Here is a 17,006-nt window from a genome sequence, read left to right on the forward strand (position 1 = left end):
GGACCGAGTGGGGATTAAAATAGGGTTATTATCCGGTTTTAATCCGTCTTTTGAATGGCTCGGCCCTCCAATACCTTCGATTCCTCCTCCTTGACCATCGCGGTGACACCGCAGGTCAAGCAGTACCTCGAAGACTTGACCCTGAAGGGCACCTTCGGTGGCAGCCCTGCCGAGGCGGCGCGGGCCATTCTAAATAATGCGATCGAAACCATGCTCAACAACGGCGGACTCGAGCGCCGGAAATGGACATTAAACAACGGCCAGCTCGTCCAGGCCTAGCACCCAGTTAACCACCTCACGTCATGCCTGCGCAACTCGAACTTCAAGCCAACGCCAGCGTTTTCACCGTCATCGCCGAAGTGAAGCTCTCCGAGCGGCCATCTCGGCGTGAGGAAACCAACGAGACGCAGCTCGCAGTCCTCGCTTACGAGCTCGCTCGCTACATGCCCGCCCTCGCAGGTCAGCTCGCCAGCGCAGGCCGCGAGCGACTCCTCGCTGCATGACCTGCGGATGACTCTTGGCGGCTTTTCATTCCCTCAGCTCTGGGCGCAAGTGCGTTCAAAATCATGGCTGTGGCTCTTCCGGCGGCAGCAGATCGAGGAAGGCGGTAAAATGCTCAAACATGGGGATGTGGGGCTCTCAGGTGTGCATGTGTGTGCGGCCGATGAGCTGGAAATCATCGCCGGAGTCGGAGCTGGGCTTTTCAATACCGCATCAGTCACCGTACACCTGCGATTGCGGCCAGATGGGACTTTGGCACTCACCTCACACTGTACCTGCGTGCAGGGGACGCTCTGCCAGCATGCCGCAGCGCTCATGCTCATGCTGGATGTGGAAGAGGGGCGCCGCCGCATCGAGGGCCTAGCCCGTGTGCAGGAAAAAGCCTCCCCTGAGCCTGGCGAGGACGAGGAGGATGACTCTGAGCTGCATCCGCAGGATGAAGATGACGACGAGGGACTACCAGGTGAGCCGCAGCCCGTGCTCGTCGTGCGCAGAATCGAGGTCGAGGTGCCACAAGTCACCGCAAAGCGCGGCATCGGTGGCTGGTTGACACGTAGCATCGCTATCGCGCAGCCTTATGTCGAATATGAAGGCTGCCCCCGGCGCTTTGAGGCGCTGATCCGCAGCCCCGCGCATCAGTGGAAGGACGAATCTGGCCAGCAGCGTGTGGTGCTGAGGAATCTGCGCTCGGAGAGGCTGCTTTTGAGTGATCTGACGGCACTGGGCTTCCGCCCTTTTGCTGAGGCGATCCCTGGCGCAAAAGCGCAGGAGTCCACTCTGGGGCTCATGACCGTTGCGGGGGAGCAATCGCTGTTTTGGTCGCAATTCCTCGCCGATGTGACGGGGAAACTCCGTGAAAATGGCTGGCGCTTGGAGATCGCCGAAGACATCGGTTTTCAGATTCATGAAGCTGAGGAGGATGACTGGTTCAGTGATCTGGAGATGGATCGTGGGGGCAGGGATTGGTTCGCGCTGGACTTGGGCATCGAGATTGATGGACAGCGCATCTCCCTGGTGCCGCTGCTGGTGGACTGCATTGATCAGGGGCTCAATGCGGCAGCATTGGAGAAAAACCTCGATCAGAAATTTCTCCTCTCACTCGGTGGGGATCGTGGGGACGTGCTCTCCGTGCCAGCGGCGCGGTTGCTGGTGCTGCTGCGCTTTTTTGATGAGCTGCTGGCCACGCGACCTGTGCGCAAAGATGGCAAGCTCCAGCTCGATAAGCTTCGCGCCGCACAGCTCGCCTCACTCGATGGATTGCCGATCCGCGCCCCAGCAGAGCTCGCGGCGCTGTCGCAGCGGTTGGAGAATTTCCAGCGCATCGCGCTCATTGAGCCGCCAGCGTCGCTGAAGGCGAATTTGCGTGATTATCAGCGTGAGGGAGCTTCCTGGATGCAGTTTTTGCGTGAATTCGGCCTGCACGGCATTTTGGCCGATGACATGGGCTTGGGGAAGACGCTGCAAACGCTGACGCATCTCCTCATCGAGAAGGAGAGTGGTCGTTTGGAGCATCCCTGCCTGATCGTGGCACCTACCAGTGTGCTGCGGAATTGGATCCATGAATCGATCAAATTCACGCCCACACTCAGTCTGCTGCTGCTGCATGGTCAGAGCCGGAAAAGCGACTTCAAGTTCCTGAAGCAATATGACCTCGTCATCACGAGTTACCCGCTTTTGGTGCGTGATGCGGATATTTTGCGTGAGCAGCAGTGGCATGTCGTGGCGCTGGATGAGGCGCAAAACATCAAAAACCCGAAAAGCCAGGCCGCGCAGGTTTGTAGCTCTTTGAAGGCCAATCACCGCCTCTGCCTCACTGGCACGCCGATGGAAAACCACCTGGGTGAGCTCTGGAGCCTGTTTCACTTCCTGATGCCAGGTTTGCTCAATGATGTGGATTCCTTCCGGCAGCATTATCGCAATCCGATCGAGCGGGATGGCGATGCGGAGCGCCAAAAGCAGCTCAACACGCGTCTCCAGCCACTCATGCTGCGTCGGACAAAGGATGCCGTGGCCAAAGAGCTGCCGCCGAAGACGGAAATCCTCAACACCATCAGCCTCGGCAAGGAACAGACCGATTTATACGAAACCATCCGTGCAGCGATGGACAAACGCGTGCGTGAGGCCATCGCGGCGAATGGTTTGGATAAATCGCAGATCATCGTGCTCGATGCGCTTCTGAAGCTGCGCCAAGTCTGCTGCCATCCCAAGCTGCTGAAGCAGGAAACGGCACAAAATGTCGAGGAATCTGCCAAGACGGCCTTTTTGATGGATGAGCTGCTCCCATCGCTCATTGAGGAAGGGCGGCGTATTTTGATCTTTTCGCAGTTCACGGAGATGCTGGCCATCATTGAGGCACGACTCAAAAAAGACGGCACGCATTTCGTGAAGCTCACGGGTAGCACCAAGGACCGCGAGACGCCGATCCGTGAGTTTCAGGCCGGGAAGGTGCCCGTTTTCCTCATCAGCCTCAAAGCGGGTGGTGCCGGGCTCAATCTGACGGCTGCGGATACGGTGATCCACTATGATCCATGGTGGAATCCGGCTGTGGAGGCGCAGGCGAGTGATCGTGCGTATCGCATCGGCCAGACGAAGCCCGTTTTCGTGCACAAGCTCATCTGCGAAGGCACCATCGAGGAACGCGTGGTGGAGATGCAGAAGAAGAAGGCAGCGCTCGTCGAAGGACTGCTCTCTGGCCGTGCAGACAAGCTGCAACTCACTCCGTCCGATATTCAGGCACTCTTTGCCGTGGAGTGAGGCATTTCAGCCGCCGATGCCGTTGAGCAGTGACTGCGCTGCACGGCGAGCGGGCTCGTCTTTGATGGATTTGTCATCGAGCAGATGCTTGAGCACCTCGATGGCGGTTTTGGGCTTGTCGTCACGGCGCAGGCACTCGGCGCGGTAGAGATTCAGGCGCAGGCGGTCTGCGGGTGCTTTGGTGAGCGCTGCGGCATGGTCGAGCAGTTCGGCAGCTTCAGCGTACTTTTCTTGGGATGCGGAGAGCAGCGCGGTGAGCTCCAGCAGGCGGGAGCTTTTGCGTTTCTCTGCCAGGGCGGTGATGGTGGTCTTGATCGCGGCATCGGGATCGATGGGGGAGCGCCGTGCGGCACCACGGTAGAGCAGGTAGTCGCGATCCTCTTCACTGCCGAGACCGAGGCCGCTATTTTTGGCAAAGGGGCGATACAGTGGGTCTCCGAGGATGACATTCATCCACGACAGCGCAGGGGTGGCATTCCATCCGGCCTCAGCCAGTGTGAAGCCTTCCAGAAGGCGTAGATTGAGGATGTCAAAATGGACCGTGAGTCCCAGGTAGGGCTCAAACACATTGCCAAAGGTGGCTGCGGCACCCCGCGTTAGGAGTGGGCCGCACCAGCTCCGTGTGCCATCACGCAACTGCGCTGCGCTGAAGCTGTGTAGGTGACAAACCACCGCGCCACGGCGGAACTGAAACTCCGGCGATGCGATCGCTCCCTGTATGTCGCTGGTGTACCAGCCAAAGTAGAGTGCGGTGTCCGGTAGTGGCCAGTGATCTTGCAGCAAGGGCTCGACTCGGTCTGTCCATGTGGGGATGCCGTAGCGCTGGTAAACGAGCGCGGTGTTTTTCAGCCAGTCTTCACCCTCCTTATAACCACCGGTATTTTTCTGTGCCAGATCGATCACGGCGCGGCCTTGCAGGCCTGACTGCTCGGTGGCGACGGCGTCGTCGATCATGCGGCGCACAGTTTTGTCATCGGGGCCATCGAGCCGCCCAATGAGCAGCAGACCAGGTGCCTTCTGAAAGTACCCAGCTCGCTCTGGCTGGCCGAAGTAGGGGTTTTTCAGTCCGCCTGCTGTATCGGGGGCATTCATCGCGAGCACGGCGAGCTCTGCATCCACACTGGCCTCATCCTCCATCGCAGCTTGGGGATTTTGCTTCTCCCGTCCGATGCGGAAAGGCACCCCACGCATCACGGCGATGATGCGGACACGGGCCTCTCGCACATTGCTAGCGCCTGCGGCCTTGATCTTTGGATCCGTGACCCACCACTTCCGTGTCACGAATGCCTGGCGCAATGGCGTGCGGATTTGCCTATCATATTCGCCACGGCTCATGGACTCGTTGGTCTGGCATTCGAGTCCGATGATGCGGGATGTCGGAATGAGGCGCTTTTCGGCGTAATACCGCGCGAGTTCCTCGGACCCGGCGAATTTCGGATTGTAGAGCACCACCGTCTCCGCTGCGGCATCCCATGGAGCAGCGGTCTGGGCCTGGAGGAGGCCCATGCTGAGGGTGAGCAGAGCGAGGAGTTGCCGGACCAGTGCATGCCCACGCAGACCGATGCCCGCGTGCCTAGGGCCACGGTTCACATCTGGGGTGCTGAGGTCTTCGTTCGTCATGTGGGTGTGGTCATCCGGCTGGAGGGGTGTCCCATTCCAGCCGCAGGCCGTCGTAGGCAAGTGCGATGCCCGGCGGCAGCTTAGGCTCCTCGGTGGCGGGCATGATCTCGCATTGAAAATGGGTGAACCAAGTCTGGCGCGGCCGCAGCACGGCCTGCACGGCCAGCGCCTCGGTGAAATTCATGTGCGTGAGATGAGGCGTGTGGCGCAGTGCATCGAGGATGAGTGTGTCCACGCCAGCGATGGCCTGCATCGCCTCATCACTGAGTGTCTTCGCATCTGGGATGTAGGCGCAGAGTTTACGCCCAGATCGCGTGAAGAGGTAGCCGATGGTCTCCACCTTGCCGTGCTGCACGGGCAGGGGAGTCACGGTCGTGCCACCGAGCTGAAAGGGGCCGCTGATCGGGCGTGGATCGGGCTTCAGGTAGCCACGGTAACGGTTCTCGCCGTTGAAAGCATAGTTGAACATGCGCTCCAGCACATCCAGGCAGGACTGCGTGGCATACACGGGCATCGTGGCCTCCTCTGGAATGGTGAAACGCCGCAGCTCATCGAATCCCGTCAGGTGATCCATGTGCGGATGGGTGAAAAGTGCCGCATCCAGTCGGCGGATGCCTGCACGCAGACACTGAGAGCGAAAATCCGGCCCCGTATCGACGACCCATGAGCACTCGGGCGTCTCGATCCACACGGAGGAGCGGTAGCGCTGGTCGCGTGGATCGGTGCTGCGGCACGTCGCACAATCACAGCCGATCATCGGCACGCCGACGGACGTGCCTGTGCCGAGGAAAGTCAGCCGCATTTGAGACATACGTCATGAAGTCGAAGCCGCGCCGGTATGCTATGGATTTTTTCGGGACGGATCGAGTTACTCGGCCTTACCGTTGCTCTCTTCGAGCTTTTTCACACGGGCGGAGAGGTTTGGTAGGCGATTGATGCTGGCCAGACGGCGCTTTTCATCATTCACCGGTATCGCCGGGAAGCCCATGTAGGTCGCCCCGCCGGGCAGGTCCTTTGTCACGCCGCAGCGTCCGGCCAGCGTGGCCTGTGAGCCCACTTTCACATGCCCGGCCACGCCACTCTGTGCTGCGATGACGACGTAGTCACCGATGTGCGCACTGCCCGCGATAGCGGTGCATGCGACGATGATGCAATGCTTTCCGATCACCACATTGTGGCCGATTTGGACGAGATTATCGATCTTGGTGCCCTCACCGATCCAGGTGCGGCCAAAGCGGGCACGGTCCACCATGCTGCCCGCGCCGATCTCCACATCATTGTCGATCTGCACGATGCCTGCCTGCCGCACCTTCCGGTGGCGGCCTTTGTCGAACTCGTAGCCGAATCCATCCCCGCCGATCACCACGCTGCTGTGGAGGATCACACGCTCTCCGAGCAGGCAGCCCGTGTGGACGCTCACATTCGCGAAAAGCTTCGATCCGGCTCCGATGCGGGCATTTCGGCCCACGAAGCAGCCCGCGCCGATCTCGGCTCCGTCGCCGATTTCCACGCCATCCTCGATCACCGCATGTGGGCTGATGCGGACCTTTGTTGGGTCGTATTTCACGTCCTCGCCGATCACGGCGGTGGCATGTACACCGGGTTTAAATGGCTCTGGCTGCACACCGTATTTTTCCACGATGGTCTCAAACATCCGTGACGGGTCCGCTACAGCGATGCAGGCCACTCCTTCGGGCAGCTTCGTCCACGCGGCAGGCACCAGCACCGCGCTGGCCTTGGTGCCAGCGAGCAGCGTTTCATAGCGTGCATCGTGGAAGAAGCTCAGGTCGCCTTTCCCAGACTCCCGCAGGTTTGCAAATCCCTCGATAGCCGTGGATTCGCTCCCAGAGAGCAGGGTTCCGCCGACGATTTCTAAAATGTCTTTTACTGTTACGCGCATGAGCCCGCGAGAGTGGCAGGTCAGCGGCCAAAAGCGAACAAAGAAGTGTCAGAGGCGTGTTTTCCCCTGTTCTCGGTTTCTCGAAAGCTTTCTGGTAGAAAATCCAGATTCGCTGCGACTAATGCGCCCCCTTTTTCTCATGTTCCGAACTGCCCTCATCCTCGCCCTCTGCCCGGTGCTCTCCGCTTCGGCCGCCGAGCCTCTCAAAGCCCTCCTCATCGCTGGCGGCTGCTGCCATGACTATGCAAAGCAGCACGAGGTCATCGCCAAAGGCATCCAAAGCCGCGCGAATGTGCAGGTGGATGTCATCTGGACCGACGACAAGTCCACCAACCCGCCGCTGCCGCTCTATGACAAAGCCGACTGGGCCAAGGGCTACGACATCATCATCCACGACGAGTGCGCGGCGAGCATGAACAACAAGGAGACGCTCACCCGCATCCTCGACGCTCATAAAACCATCCCGAGCATCCAACTTCACTGCGCCATGCACAGCTTCCGCACCGGCGAGGATCGCTGGTTCAAGCGCCTCGGCCTGCAATCGAACTCCCACGGCCCGCAGGAGCCCATTGCGATCACCTTTGTCGATAAGGAGCATCCGATCACCAAGACGCTGGCCGATTGGACCACGATCAAAGAGGAGCTCTACAACAACGCGAACCTCTTCGACGCCCATCCGCTCGCGATGGGCCGCCAGATGGTCAAAGGCAAGGCCGTGGACGCCGTCGTGGCTTGGACCAACGAAAAAGTCGGTGCTCGCAGCTTCAGCACCACCATCGGGCATAACACGGAGACCGTCGCCGATGCCCGCTATCTCGATTTGATCACCCGTGGCTTGCTTTGGGCCTGTGACAAGCTCACGCCCGAGTTTCTGACGCCGTTCAAAGGGCAGAACAAAGTGACGTTTGTGCCTGCGAAGCCGCAGGAGGCTCCGAAGCCGAAAGAACCGCCGCCCGGAGCCACCAGCGTCAAAGCCAGCGCCAGCAGCGAAGAATCAGGCAAGGAGAACTACGACTGGCGTGCCGTCGATGGCGACCTGAGCACTCGCTGGTGCGCATCTGGCGGCAGCAGGCCGCAGTGGCTGCAATTGGAACTCGAAAAGCCAGCCAAGCTCAGCGCCATCCGCATCGACTGGGAGAGCACCAACAACGCCTACGCCCACTTCATCGAGACCTCCACCGATGGCAAAACCTGGACCCGCGCTGTGGATGCACCGAAGCCATCCCCTGGCACCAGCCAGCACAGCTTCCCCAAGCCCATCGACACCCGCTTTGTGAAGATCACCTGCACCGGCACCAGCCAGGGCGGCTGGGTCAGCATTCGCGAAGTGCAGCTCACGGGCGAAGGCATCAAAGCCATCGCGCCGAAGCTCAACGACGAGCAAAAGAAGGCCTACGTCAAAGCCACTGATCCGCACAAAGAGAGCGGCAACATCGTGCCAAAGATCGTCAAACTCACGCCGGAGGAAGAAGCGGCCATTTTGAAGGACGTGAAGGTCGCAGAGGGCTTTGAAGTCTCTCTTTTCGCCAACAGCGCTGCGGCGAACTACCCCGTCTTCCTCGCGGCGGAACCGGATGGCACGCTTTACGTTTCCTCCGATGGAAACGGCTCCGTGGAGCGCAAACCCAACCGTGGCCGCATCATCCGCCTGCGCGATCTCGATGGCGATGGCCGTGCCGATGAAACCAAGGTCTTCTGCGAGGTGGACAGCCCGCGCGGCCTCGTTTGGGACCATGATCGGCTCTACCTCGTGCATCCGCCGCACCTCAGCGAGCTCATTGATGCCGATCACGACGGCGTGGCCGAAAAACAAAACATCCTCGTCAACGGCATCGCCTTCGGATTCAAAGATCGCCCGGCGGATCACACCACGAACGGCCTTAGCCTCGGCATCGACGGCTGGCTTTACATCGCCGGCGGCGACTTCGGTTTCCTGAAGGCCACCGGCACCGATGGCAAAACGCTCCAGCATCGCGGCGGCGGCGTCATCCGCGTGCGACCCGACGGCACCGGCCTCGAAATCTACTCCACCGGCACGCGCAACATCCTGGAGGTCGCCATCAGCCCGCTGATGGACATGTTCGCCCGCGACAACACGAACGACGGCGGCGGCTGGAACGTGCGCTTCCACCACTTCACCGGCCTCGACGACCACGGTTACCCTCGCCTCTACAAAAACTTCAATGATGAGGCCATCCAGCCCCTCGCCGACTACGGCGGCGGCAGCGGCACCGGCGCGGTTTACATCGACGAACCCGGCTTCGGCGCTTGGAACAACGCCCCCTTCACCTGCGACTGGGGCAGCGGTGCTCTCTGGCATCATCAGGTGAAGCCCAAAGGCGCCACCTTCGAAGAAACCCGCAAGCCCGAGCCCTTCATCAAAATGACCCGCCCCACCGACGCCGATGTCGATGGCCTGAGCCGCGTCTATTGCGCTAGTTGGAAAGGTGCCACCTTCGGCTGGGCTGGGCCGGATGTTGGTTACATCGTCCAGGTGAAGCCCAAGGGCTTCAAAGCTGAGCCGCTGCCGGACTTCGCGAAGGCGAAGGATGAGGAAGTTTTTTGGTTTCTTAACTCAGACAGTTACCGCCTCAAGTTGGAAGCACAACGAACCTTGCTGCGTCGAGGTAACAAGAGTAGCATGTTAAATAAACATCAGCTAGACAAGTGGACAAAGGAGAGACTCGATCTTTTCAACATGGTGGAGGCTCCTTTCAACATCGCGGATCTGCCTTTGGACGAGATTTTCTTCAATCTCAGTTCAGACGATTCCGTGATAGCACACACCGCAGTTCGAATGGTTGCTATACACAAGATGCATGAAAGGTGTCTTCACTCTTTGGATGCAGGCAAAATGGACAAGGCGCTTTCTAATGTGCTTCGAGCTCTCGGGATGATGCATCAGCCTGAAGTCGTCACCGGCCTCATCGAGCGCCTCGGCAAGGCCACTGACCCAGCCTTGCGCCAGGGCATCCTCTCGGCGCTGTGCCGACTGCATTTCAAGGAAGGCGAGTGGAAGGGCGATTCGTGGGGCACACGGCCGGACACGAGGGGGCCGTATTACCAGCCGGAGGCCTGGAGCGAGACGCCGAAGATCGCCGTGGCGCTGAAGGACGCGCTGGCGAAGGCCACGCCGGAGGAAGCGGCCTTTTTGGTGAAGGAGCTGAATCGCAACCGTATCCAGTTCAACGAGGCGCAGCAGCGCATCCTCGCCCTAGCGAAGCAGGACCCGAAGGTGCTGCCGGAGCTGGCCGCGCAGCTCGCCGGAACGGAGGAGATTCCGGCGGAGGCGGTGCCGCTGCTCGTCGGACTCGTCCGACAGGTCGGACCCGTCGGACCGACGACGCTGGCACAAGCCATCACCGCTTTGTCGAAAACCGACAGCGCCGACGGCGTCTCCGCCACGTTGGCCGCGCTGGAGCCTCTCAAAAAGCTCCCAGACTCCTGGAAAGACTACGATGCCGCTTTGGCCGCTTTCTTGAATGCCTCGAAGCTCGAAAACCACCACCAACTCATCGAGCAGATCGCCGAGAAGGCCGAGTGGCCGGTGTCGATGTATGCCAATGCCGCGTTGCTGAACCTCGCGAACCGCAAGACGGGCAGCCCCGAGTCCATCCAGCTCACGCAGAAGGCGCTCGACAAAGGCTGGGCCGATCCGAAGCACCGCAAGCTCATCATCGACGCCATCAGCGCCTCCAAGCACATGCCCAGCGCCGCCAAAGTGCTCGCCGCGCTCGATGATCCCGATGCCGAGGTCAAAGGCGCTGCCGAACGCGCCGCGAAGTCCATGCGCATCACCAAGGTCGAAGACAAAACACCCAAGATCATGACCTTGAAGCCTGAAGGGGCCCTGGCCGCCGTTTTGAAGGAAAAAGGCGACGTGGCGCTCGGCGAGCAAATCTTCACCAAAGCCACCTGCGTGGCCTGCCACACCGTGAAGGAGACCGAAGCCCAAAAAGGCCCTTACCTCGGCAACATCGCCCAAACCTACAAGCGCCCCGATCTGGCCCAAAACATCCTCGACCCGAACAAAACCATCGCCCAAGGCTTCGCCAGCGAGATGATCACGCTGAAGGACGGCACCGCGCAGATGGGCTTCATCACGCTGGAAGGCGCGAACGAGGTCAAACTTCGCAACATCGCCGCCCAGGAGTTCACCTTCAAAACGAGCGACATCAAACAACGCCAAAAACTGCCCACGAGCATGATGCCCGCTGGTTTGATGATGAACTTCACCGTGAAGGAGTTTGCGAGCCTGCTCGATTACCTGGAGTCGCTGGTGAAGCACTGACCTGCTTTTCAAATCATCCGGCGGGATCACTTCACTCTGTTTTCGTGCCATTCTCGCCAAAGTGCTCAGTGCAGAGTGCTCAGTTGGTTTGTGATTTTCACTAAGCACTGAACACTGAGAACTGAGCACTTTTTTCAGTTCTTCCATCTCATGCACGCCTCTGCGCTCTCCCGACTTGCGGCGGTGATCATCCCATGACAGAGACTTCAGCATGAACTGGATGACTTTTCCTGCCCTGGAGGCACTTGCTGGTCTTGGAGTGGCTCATCGCTTCACGCTGCGGCATGCAGACATCGATGTGGATGCAGAGCGTGCGGTGGTGGTGGAGCGGCTGTGGGCCTGGCACCGGGAGCAGGCGGCGGAGATGGGCTTTGATCCGGCGCGGTTGTGCATCGCGGAGCAGGTGCATGGCGCGGAGGTGGCGGTGGTGAGCGAAACACCCGCACAACCGATCACTGGCACGGATGGCATGATCACGAACGTGCCAGGACTGGTGCTAGGCATCTATGTGGCGGATTGCGGGGCGGTTTTTATCGTGGATCGTCGCACAGGGGCACTGGGCCTGTTGCACTCGGGCAAAAAAGGCAGTGAGCAGGGCATCACGGGCCGTGCGCTGAGCCTGATGGCGGAGCGCTACGGCACGCGTGCGGAGGATGTGGTGGTGCAGCTCGCGCCGTGCATCCGCCCTCCGGCGTATGAGATTGACTTCGCGGCGCAGATCCGGCGCTCGGCGCTGGATTTCGGCGTGCCGGAGTCGCAGGTGCATGATTGCGGTGTGTGCACGTCCTCGGACCTGGGCCGCTTTTATTCCTACCGGATCGAAAATGGCCGCACGGGCCGCATGCTGGCCCTGCTGGGGAGGCATGAGGCCTGCGCATAGCACGTGGAGGCTGGAGTCATTGAAAAATCAGTGTCTTTCGCCAAACTCCCTCCCATCACTAGTGGCCAGCGTTTACACCACCTTTTTGCCCGAAGAACCAGATCCTAGAAACACATGCTTTCTCCTCAAGAATTCGGCTCCCCGCAGGTCTCCGTCATCACCGGCCAGGCAGCGTATGCAGATGCAGAGGCCCTGCACACACAGATCGAGGCTGCCATCGCCGCGCTGCATCTCCCCAGTGGCTTCATCCGGGCAGGGGACCACGTCGTCATCAAGCCCAACTGGGTAAAGGAGCATGATACACGCACGCCCCAGGATGAATCGAGCTGGCTCACCATCATCACCCACCCGGCGGTGGTACGTGAGGTCGCACGCTGGGCTGCGGGGCAGCTCCAGGGCCGTGGCCGCGTGACGCTGTGTGATGCTCCGCAGAGTGATTCCTCCTTTGATACGATCCGCAGGCTCTGCGGCCTGGATGCGATCATGGAGGCACTGCGTGGTGAGTTTCCCAGCATCACTTTTGCCCTCTTTGATATGCGCTGTGAGGAGTGGACCATCGCGGATGGCGTCACGGTCTCTAAGCGTGAGCTGCCGAGTGATCCTGCGGGTGCGGTGGACATCCATCTCGATGAAAAAAGCGAGTTCTATGGCTTCAAGGGCCTGGGGCGGCTCTATGGGGCCTCTTACGACTTCGCGACGACGAACCGACAGCACACAGACCCGAATCACGAATACCGCATCTGCCGCACTCCGATGGCTGCCGATGTGCTGATCAACGTCCCCAAGCTCAAAACACACAAAAAGTCGGACTCACCGTCGCTCTCAAAAATCTCGTCGGCACCACGCCCCGCACGAACTGGCTGCCACGGCATACCGAGGGCACTCCTGCTGAGGGGGGCGACCAATTCGCTGAATCCACCGTGAAGCGTGCTCTCGAAGGCAGCCTGATGCGCACGGCGAAGAAAATCCTCTTTGGTCGGCACTTTCTCTCACGGCTCTTTGTGCCGCTAAAAAAGCTCGGGCGCCTCTACTTTGGCGATACGCAGGAAGTCGTCCGCAGTGGTAACTGGCATGGCAACGATACGGCGTGGCGCATGATCATGGACCTGCACAAATGCTTCTTCTATTTCGATGGAGCTGGTGCACCGCGCACGCGTCCTCTGCGCTACCTGAGCATCGTGGATGGGCTCATCGCAGGTGATGGAGATGGGCCGATGTCCTGCGATCCAGTGCCCTGTGGCGTCATTTTGGCCGGGACACATCCTGTCGCTGTCGATTGTGTCTGTGCGCAGCTCATGGGCTTTGACTGGCGGCAGACTCGCATGCTCGCGGGTGCCTTTGCCATCCGTGAGCTTCCCGTGGTCGCCTTTCGCCCAGAGGACATCACGGTCGCTTCGGACAAGCCGCAGTGGAGCGGCCCCTTTGAGCAAATGCGTGAGGTCTTCGCCTTCCGCCCGCATTTTGGCTGGGCAGGTCACATCGAAAGTGCCCAGCGCCGAGCGAGTGCAGGCGCGAAGCAAGCATAATACACGCTAGCGGCCGAGTGTGGAGTTATCGGGCATGTGGAAGGCGTTTTCGATGATGTGGACGCGAGGCAGCTCTCCGGGAATGAGGATGATCTCAGCGATGTCGAAGCGGAAGGGGACCTCCATCGGTGAGAGGGCCGCGAGCCAGTCGCGGGCCCCGCGGATGATGAGGCGCTGCTTTTCTGGGCCCACGGCGTCCGCTGGGCGATGCGGACCATCACGAGTGCGAGTTTTGACCTCCACAAAGGTGAGCACTTTTCCATGACGAGCGACGATGTCCACCTCACCACCATGCACGGCCTTAAAATTACGCGTGAAGACTTTCCTGCCGCTACTGCGTAGCCAGCGGCAGGCGATCCACTCGCCCATTTGACCGATTTCTGCGGAGGAGAGTCGCCGCTGGAGCAGGGTAGGCTGGTAGGCACGCTGCGGGCGTGCGATGAACCAGATACAGACGCGGCGGATGATCGGCTGCGTGGCGAGCTTTCGCCGCGCCCAACGATAAAGAAGCTCTGGTCGATCGAGCAGCGCCATAGGGGTCTCAGTCCGGGTGCAAGATGGCCTCCATCATGCGCATGGCGTCACGATTCTGGCGGACTTCATGCACACGGACGATGCGGGCTCCATGCTCGCGGGCCCAGGCCGTCAGGGCGACGGTGGGCCAGCTACGGGCAGCCATGTCATCCCGCCCTAGGACGCGGGCGATCATGGATTTCCTGGAGACACCCACGAGGAGCGGTCTGCCGCTGATGCCAAGGCTGGGAAGATGGCGCAGAAGTGAGAGATTATGTTCCAGCGTTTTGCCAAAGCCGAAGCCGGGATCGAGCACGATGCGCTCGGGAGCGATGCCCGCGTTTTCGAGGATGCGCAGCCGCTCACTGAGGCTGGCAGTGACCTCGCTCACGACATCCTCGTATCTGGGTGAGAGCTGCATCGTCTGCGGTGTGCCGATCATGTGCATGGCCACGAGCCCACAGTCACGCTCTGCGGCGAGTCGTGCCATGGCGGCATCTCCACGGAGACCGGTGACATCGTTGATGATGTCTGCTCCGGCATCGAGAGCAGCGCGTGCGACTGAGGCCTTCATCGTATCGATGGAGATGAGTGCCTTTGTCTGGGAGCGCACAGCGCGGAGCACCGGGAGCACACGGCGGAGCTCCTCCGCCTCAGAGACAGGCTCGGCACCAGGCCGGGTGGACTCGCCGCCGATGTCCAGGATGTCCGCACCATCCGCGATCATCTCCAGCGCATACTGCACAGCGCGGCCAGGGTCTGCGAAGCTGCCGCCGTCGGAGAAGCTGTCTGGCGTCACGTTGACAATGCCCATGATGAGTCCGCGACGGGACAAGTCGAGAGTTTGGGTGCCAATGCGCCATTGCATGCACATTCATGGCCTGAATTGCACCGATTTGCCAAGCCAAAGTGCAGGCACCTGCATCGCACAGCTTTGAACTCATTTACGCCATTGATACATCCAGCGCTCAGAGATCACCTTGTCGCCGTTTTTCAGCTCGCACATGAGTTCGAGCAGCTTGCTGCTATCTGGCACATCGAGTTTAAAGAAGGCACGCCAGCCGCCGGTCACGGCGTTTTTCATGACTCGCTTGTCGATGATCTTGGCGGCATCGCCACTGACGACGAGCTCGATTTCAGGCACCCAGTCCGGCGTGCCCGGCACGGGCTCCTTCCCAGCTGCGAAGTCGATCACATAAAGATGATCATCACTATCCATCACAAAGCCACGGCGTGTGCTCGTCACTTTGCAAAGACCACCTGGCTCATGCTGGTCGAGCCACTGGATGTCGTAGGCCACCTTGAGCGGCTCCTGCGGCGTCGTGGGCAGTTTTTTCGGGCTCCACATCGCCACGATGTTGTCCCAGGTCTCCTCACCGGTGGATAGCTCCACCAGCGTGACCGCGCCCGCGCCGAAACCACTCTTTGGCTCCACCCACACAGCGGGGCGGCGGTGGTAGTTCGCCTCCAGGTCCTCGAAGTTTTTGAAATCACGATCACGCTCCGCCAGGCCAAAGCCCTTCAGCTTGTCCGTCTCAAAAAGGCTCAGGCGCATGTCGCGGCTGACATCCAGCGGCCGCCAGATCGTCGGCCCACCCTCGATCTCGACCTGAAGACCATCGGAATCATGCACCTCCGGGCGGAAGTCATAGGGCTTCGGGTGCGAGTTCTCCCCGAACCAATACATGCTCGAAAAAGGTGCGATCCCCAGCATCTTGACCGGCTTTCGCAGATGCAGCGTCGCTTTGATTTTCATCACGGTCGTGTTCCCAGGCATGGTTTCAAATTCATAGGCACCCGTCACGCTCGGCCCGTTCAGCAGTGCCAGCAGTTTGAAGGCCTTCGTTCCCGCCTCCGGCTTGGCGAACCAGAAATGCGTAAAGTCGGGAAACTCCTCTGCGTCGCCACCGATCGTATTCACAGCGATCCCGCGAGCCGAGATGCCCCAGCCGAGCTGATCCGTCACGGCACGGAAGTAACTCGCGCCTTGGAAAGCCAGCACCTCTGGTCGGCTTTTTCCATCTGGGCTGATGTGAATGAGCTTAAAGCCGCTGTAGCCCGCAGGCGGCACCGCCCCTGCGGGCACCTGGAGCCCGAAGTAGTCAAACAGACTCGGGTCAAAAGCCAGCGGGCTCACCTTGTCACCGGCCAGCTCATGGAAGTAGATGGGCTTCTTGAACATCCACCCAGGGTGAAACATCTCGATAGCGAACGCTCCACTGTCCGCATAGAGCGACTTGTCCTTGCGGAACTGAATGCGGCGATGGTCATCATACTTCAGCCCATCATAAAAAGGATCGAGCTTTTGCGTCGGTGCCTCATACGGCTCCAGCGCCAACTTGGCCGCCACCTTCTCCAAATCCGCATGCGTCCGCACCTCCACCATCCCAGTTTGCTGCGCCAAAGCATGCACGGCGAAAGCTGCGAGGAAAAAAGTCGTCTGGGAGAGTCTCATGGGGTGGAGAGCTTGCAGCACAGGGCATGCCAGTCAAGGAGGGGGAGGAGGTCTTGCCCCTCAAAAATCAACAATCGAGTAATCAACAATCGTCAATCATTCCAGCTGCCGCGAGCACTATGCACACTCGATTGACGATTGATGAGAAATCGCTCTCCAACCTTCAAATCATCCTCCTCATAGCTTTTTGTTCCGCTCTGCCGTTTGGATGCTTTTCACAAAAATAGCCGTCAGCTCATTGCACTCTTTGAGTAACGGTGACAGCAGGGTTTTTGGGCACATGGGTTTTAGTTCGATGATTTTGAGGCAGATGAGCGTTTCGCGAAGCTCTTTGAGACACACCTTCATCTTGTGGAGGAAGTCGCTTCGGGACTCAGCACTTTGCGCTTCGCCGTAGTTCAATGCGGGCGACGTGCCAGAACGCACCAACTGACCCGCGAGGTGTTTTCCGGCCTTGGTGTCTGGCAGTGCCTCCACGACATTGATCACACGCACAGCAAAATTCACGAGACGATCCTCAAGAATGGCGGCTTGGTCTTTCATAGGGCACCAAGGTGGCTAAAAAT

The 17,006-nt window shown here is 59.8% G+C and carries 14 protein-coding genes; 7 read left to right on the forward strand and 7 right to left on the reverse strand.

The features are described from left to right. The first annotated feature begins 54 nt into the window (after positions 1 to 54). The 3 genes from IPK32_10045 to IPK32_10055 are packed head-to-tail and all read left to right on the forward strand — an operon-like array spanning position 55 to position 3,255. Entirely contained in the window at positions 55 to 279 is a 225-nt protein-coding gene (locus IPK32_10045) for a hypothetical protein (protein MBK8092292.1), read from the forward strand. 23 nt (positions 280 to 302) lie between these two features. Next, a complete protein-coding gene (locus IPK32_10050) occupies positions 303 to 503 on the forward strand; it encodes a hypothetical protein (protein ID MBK8092293.1) in 201 nt (66 codons plus the stop codon). A gap of 49 nt (positions 504 to 552) precedes the next feature. Beyond that, positions 553 to 3,255 (forward strand): DEAD/DEAH box helicase, encoded by a 2,703-nt coding sequence (locus IPK32_10055; GenBank protein MBK8092294.1) that lies wholly within the window; start codon positions 553 to 555, stop codon positions 3,253 to 3,255. Between the two features lie 6 nt (positions 3,256 to 3,261). On the opposite strand, the gene IPK32_10060 is transcribed toward IPK32_10055, so the two are convergent. The 3 genes from IPK32_10060 to lpxD are packed head-to-tail and all read right to left on the reverse strand — an operon-like array spanning position 3,262 to position 6,775. Continuing rightward, the gene (locus IPK32_10060) at positions 3,262 to 4,875 is read right to left on the reverse strand and encodes a TIGR03790 family protein (GenBank protein MBK8092295.1); all 1,614 of its coding nucleotides are present in this window, start codon (positions 4,873 to 4,875) and stop codon (positions 3,262 to 3,264) included. Positions 4,876 to 4,885: 10 nt separating this feature from the next. Then, positions 4,886 to 5,686 (reverse strand): MBL fold metallo-hydrolase, encoded by an 801-nt coding sequence (locus IPK32_10065; GenBank protein MBK8092296.1) that lies wholly within the window; start codon positions 5,684 to 5,686, stop codon positions 4,886 to 4,888. A gap of 57 nt (positions 5,687 to 5,743) precedes the next feature. Continuing rightward, entirely contained in the window at positions 5,744 to 6,775 is a 1,032-nt protein-coding gene (gene lpxD, locus IPK32_10070; protein ID MBK8092297.1) for a UDP-3-O-(3-hydroxymyristoyl)glucosamine N-acyltransferase, read from the reverse strand. Positions 6,776 to 6,896: 121 nt separating this feature from the next. Between lpxD and IPK32_10075 the strand changes: the two genes are divergently transcribed. The 4 genes from IPK32_10075 to IPK32_10090 all read left to right on the forward strand — a co-directional run bounded on the left by IPK32_10075 (position 6,897) and on the right by IPK32_10090 (position 13,472). Further along, positions 6,897 to 11,066: a discoidin domain-containing protein gene (locus tag IPK32_10075; GenBank protein MBK8092298.1), complete on the forward strand. Its 4,170-nt coding sequence runs from the start codon at positions 6,897 to 6,899 to the stop codon at positions 11,064 to 11,066. A gap of 220 nt (positions 11,067 to 11,286) precedes the next feature. Further along, the gene (locus IPK32_10080) at positions 11,287 to 11,946 is read left to right on the forward strand and encodes a laccase domain-containing protein (GenBank protein MBK8092299.1); all 660 of its coding nucleotides are present in this window, start codon (positions 11,287 to 11,289) and stop codon (positions 11,944 to 11,946) included. A gap of 114 nt (positions 11,947 to 12,060) precedes the next feature. Beyond that, complete coding sequence (locus tag IPK32_10085) at positions 12,061 to 12,870, forward strand: DUF362 domain-containing protein (protein ID MBK8092300.1); 810 nt, start codon at positions 12,061 to 12,063, stop codon at positions 12,868 to 12,870. Beyond that, positions 12,867 to 13,472 carry a DUF362 domain-containing protein gene (locus tag IPK32_10090; GenBank protein MBK8092301.1) on the forward strand — a complete coding sequence of 202 codons (606 nt, stop codon included), beginning with the start codon at positions 12,867 to 12,869 and terminating at the stop codon, positions 13,470 to 13,472. Before IPK32_10085 ends, IPK32_10090 begins: the two co-directional genes overlap by 4 nt. A 6-nt stretch (positions 13,473 to 13,478) precedes the next feature. On the opposite strand, the gene IPK32_10095 is transcribed toward IPK32_10090, so the two are convergent. From IPK32_10095 to IPK32_10110, 4 genes are all read right to left on the reverse strand, one after another. Continuing rightward, positions 13,479 to 14,006, reverse strand: coding sequence for a YraN family protein (locus IPK32_10095; protein MBK8092302.1), 528 nt, complete (start codon positions 14,004 to 14,006; stop codon positions 13,479 to 13,481). A gap of 7 nt (positions 14,007 to 14,013) precedes the next feature. Beyond that, positions 14,014 to 14,853: a dihydropteroate synthase gene (gene folP, locus IPK32_10100; protein ID MBK8092303.1), complete on the reverse strand. Its 840-nt coding sequence runs from the start codon at positions 14,851 to 14,853 to the stop codon at positions 14,014 to 14,016. A gap of 72 nt (positions 14,854 to 14,925) precedes the next feature. After that, positions 14,926 to 16,440: a glucan biosynthesis protein G gene (locus tag IPK32_10105; GenBank protein ID MBK8092304.1), complete on the reverse strand. Its 1,515-nt coding sequence runs from the start codon at positions 16,438 to 16,440 to the stop codon at positions 14,926 to 14,928. 177 nt (positions 16,441 to 16,617) lie between these two features. Then, entirely contained in the window at positions 16,618 to 16,983 is a 366-nt protein-coding gene (locus IPK32_10110; GenBank protein MBK8092305.1) for a four helix bundle protein, read from the reverse strand. Positions 16,984 to 17,006 lie beyond the last annotated feature (23 nt).

This window comes from Verrucomicrobiaceae bacterium (genome assembly GCA_016713035.1).
GTDB lineage: Bacteria > Verrucomicrobiota > Verrucomicrobiia > Verrucomicrobiales > Verrucomicrobiaceae > Prosthecobacter.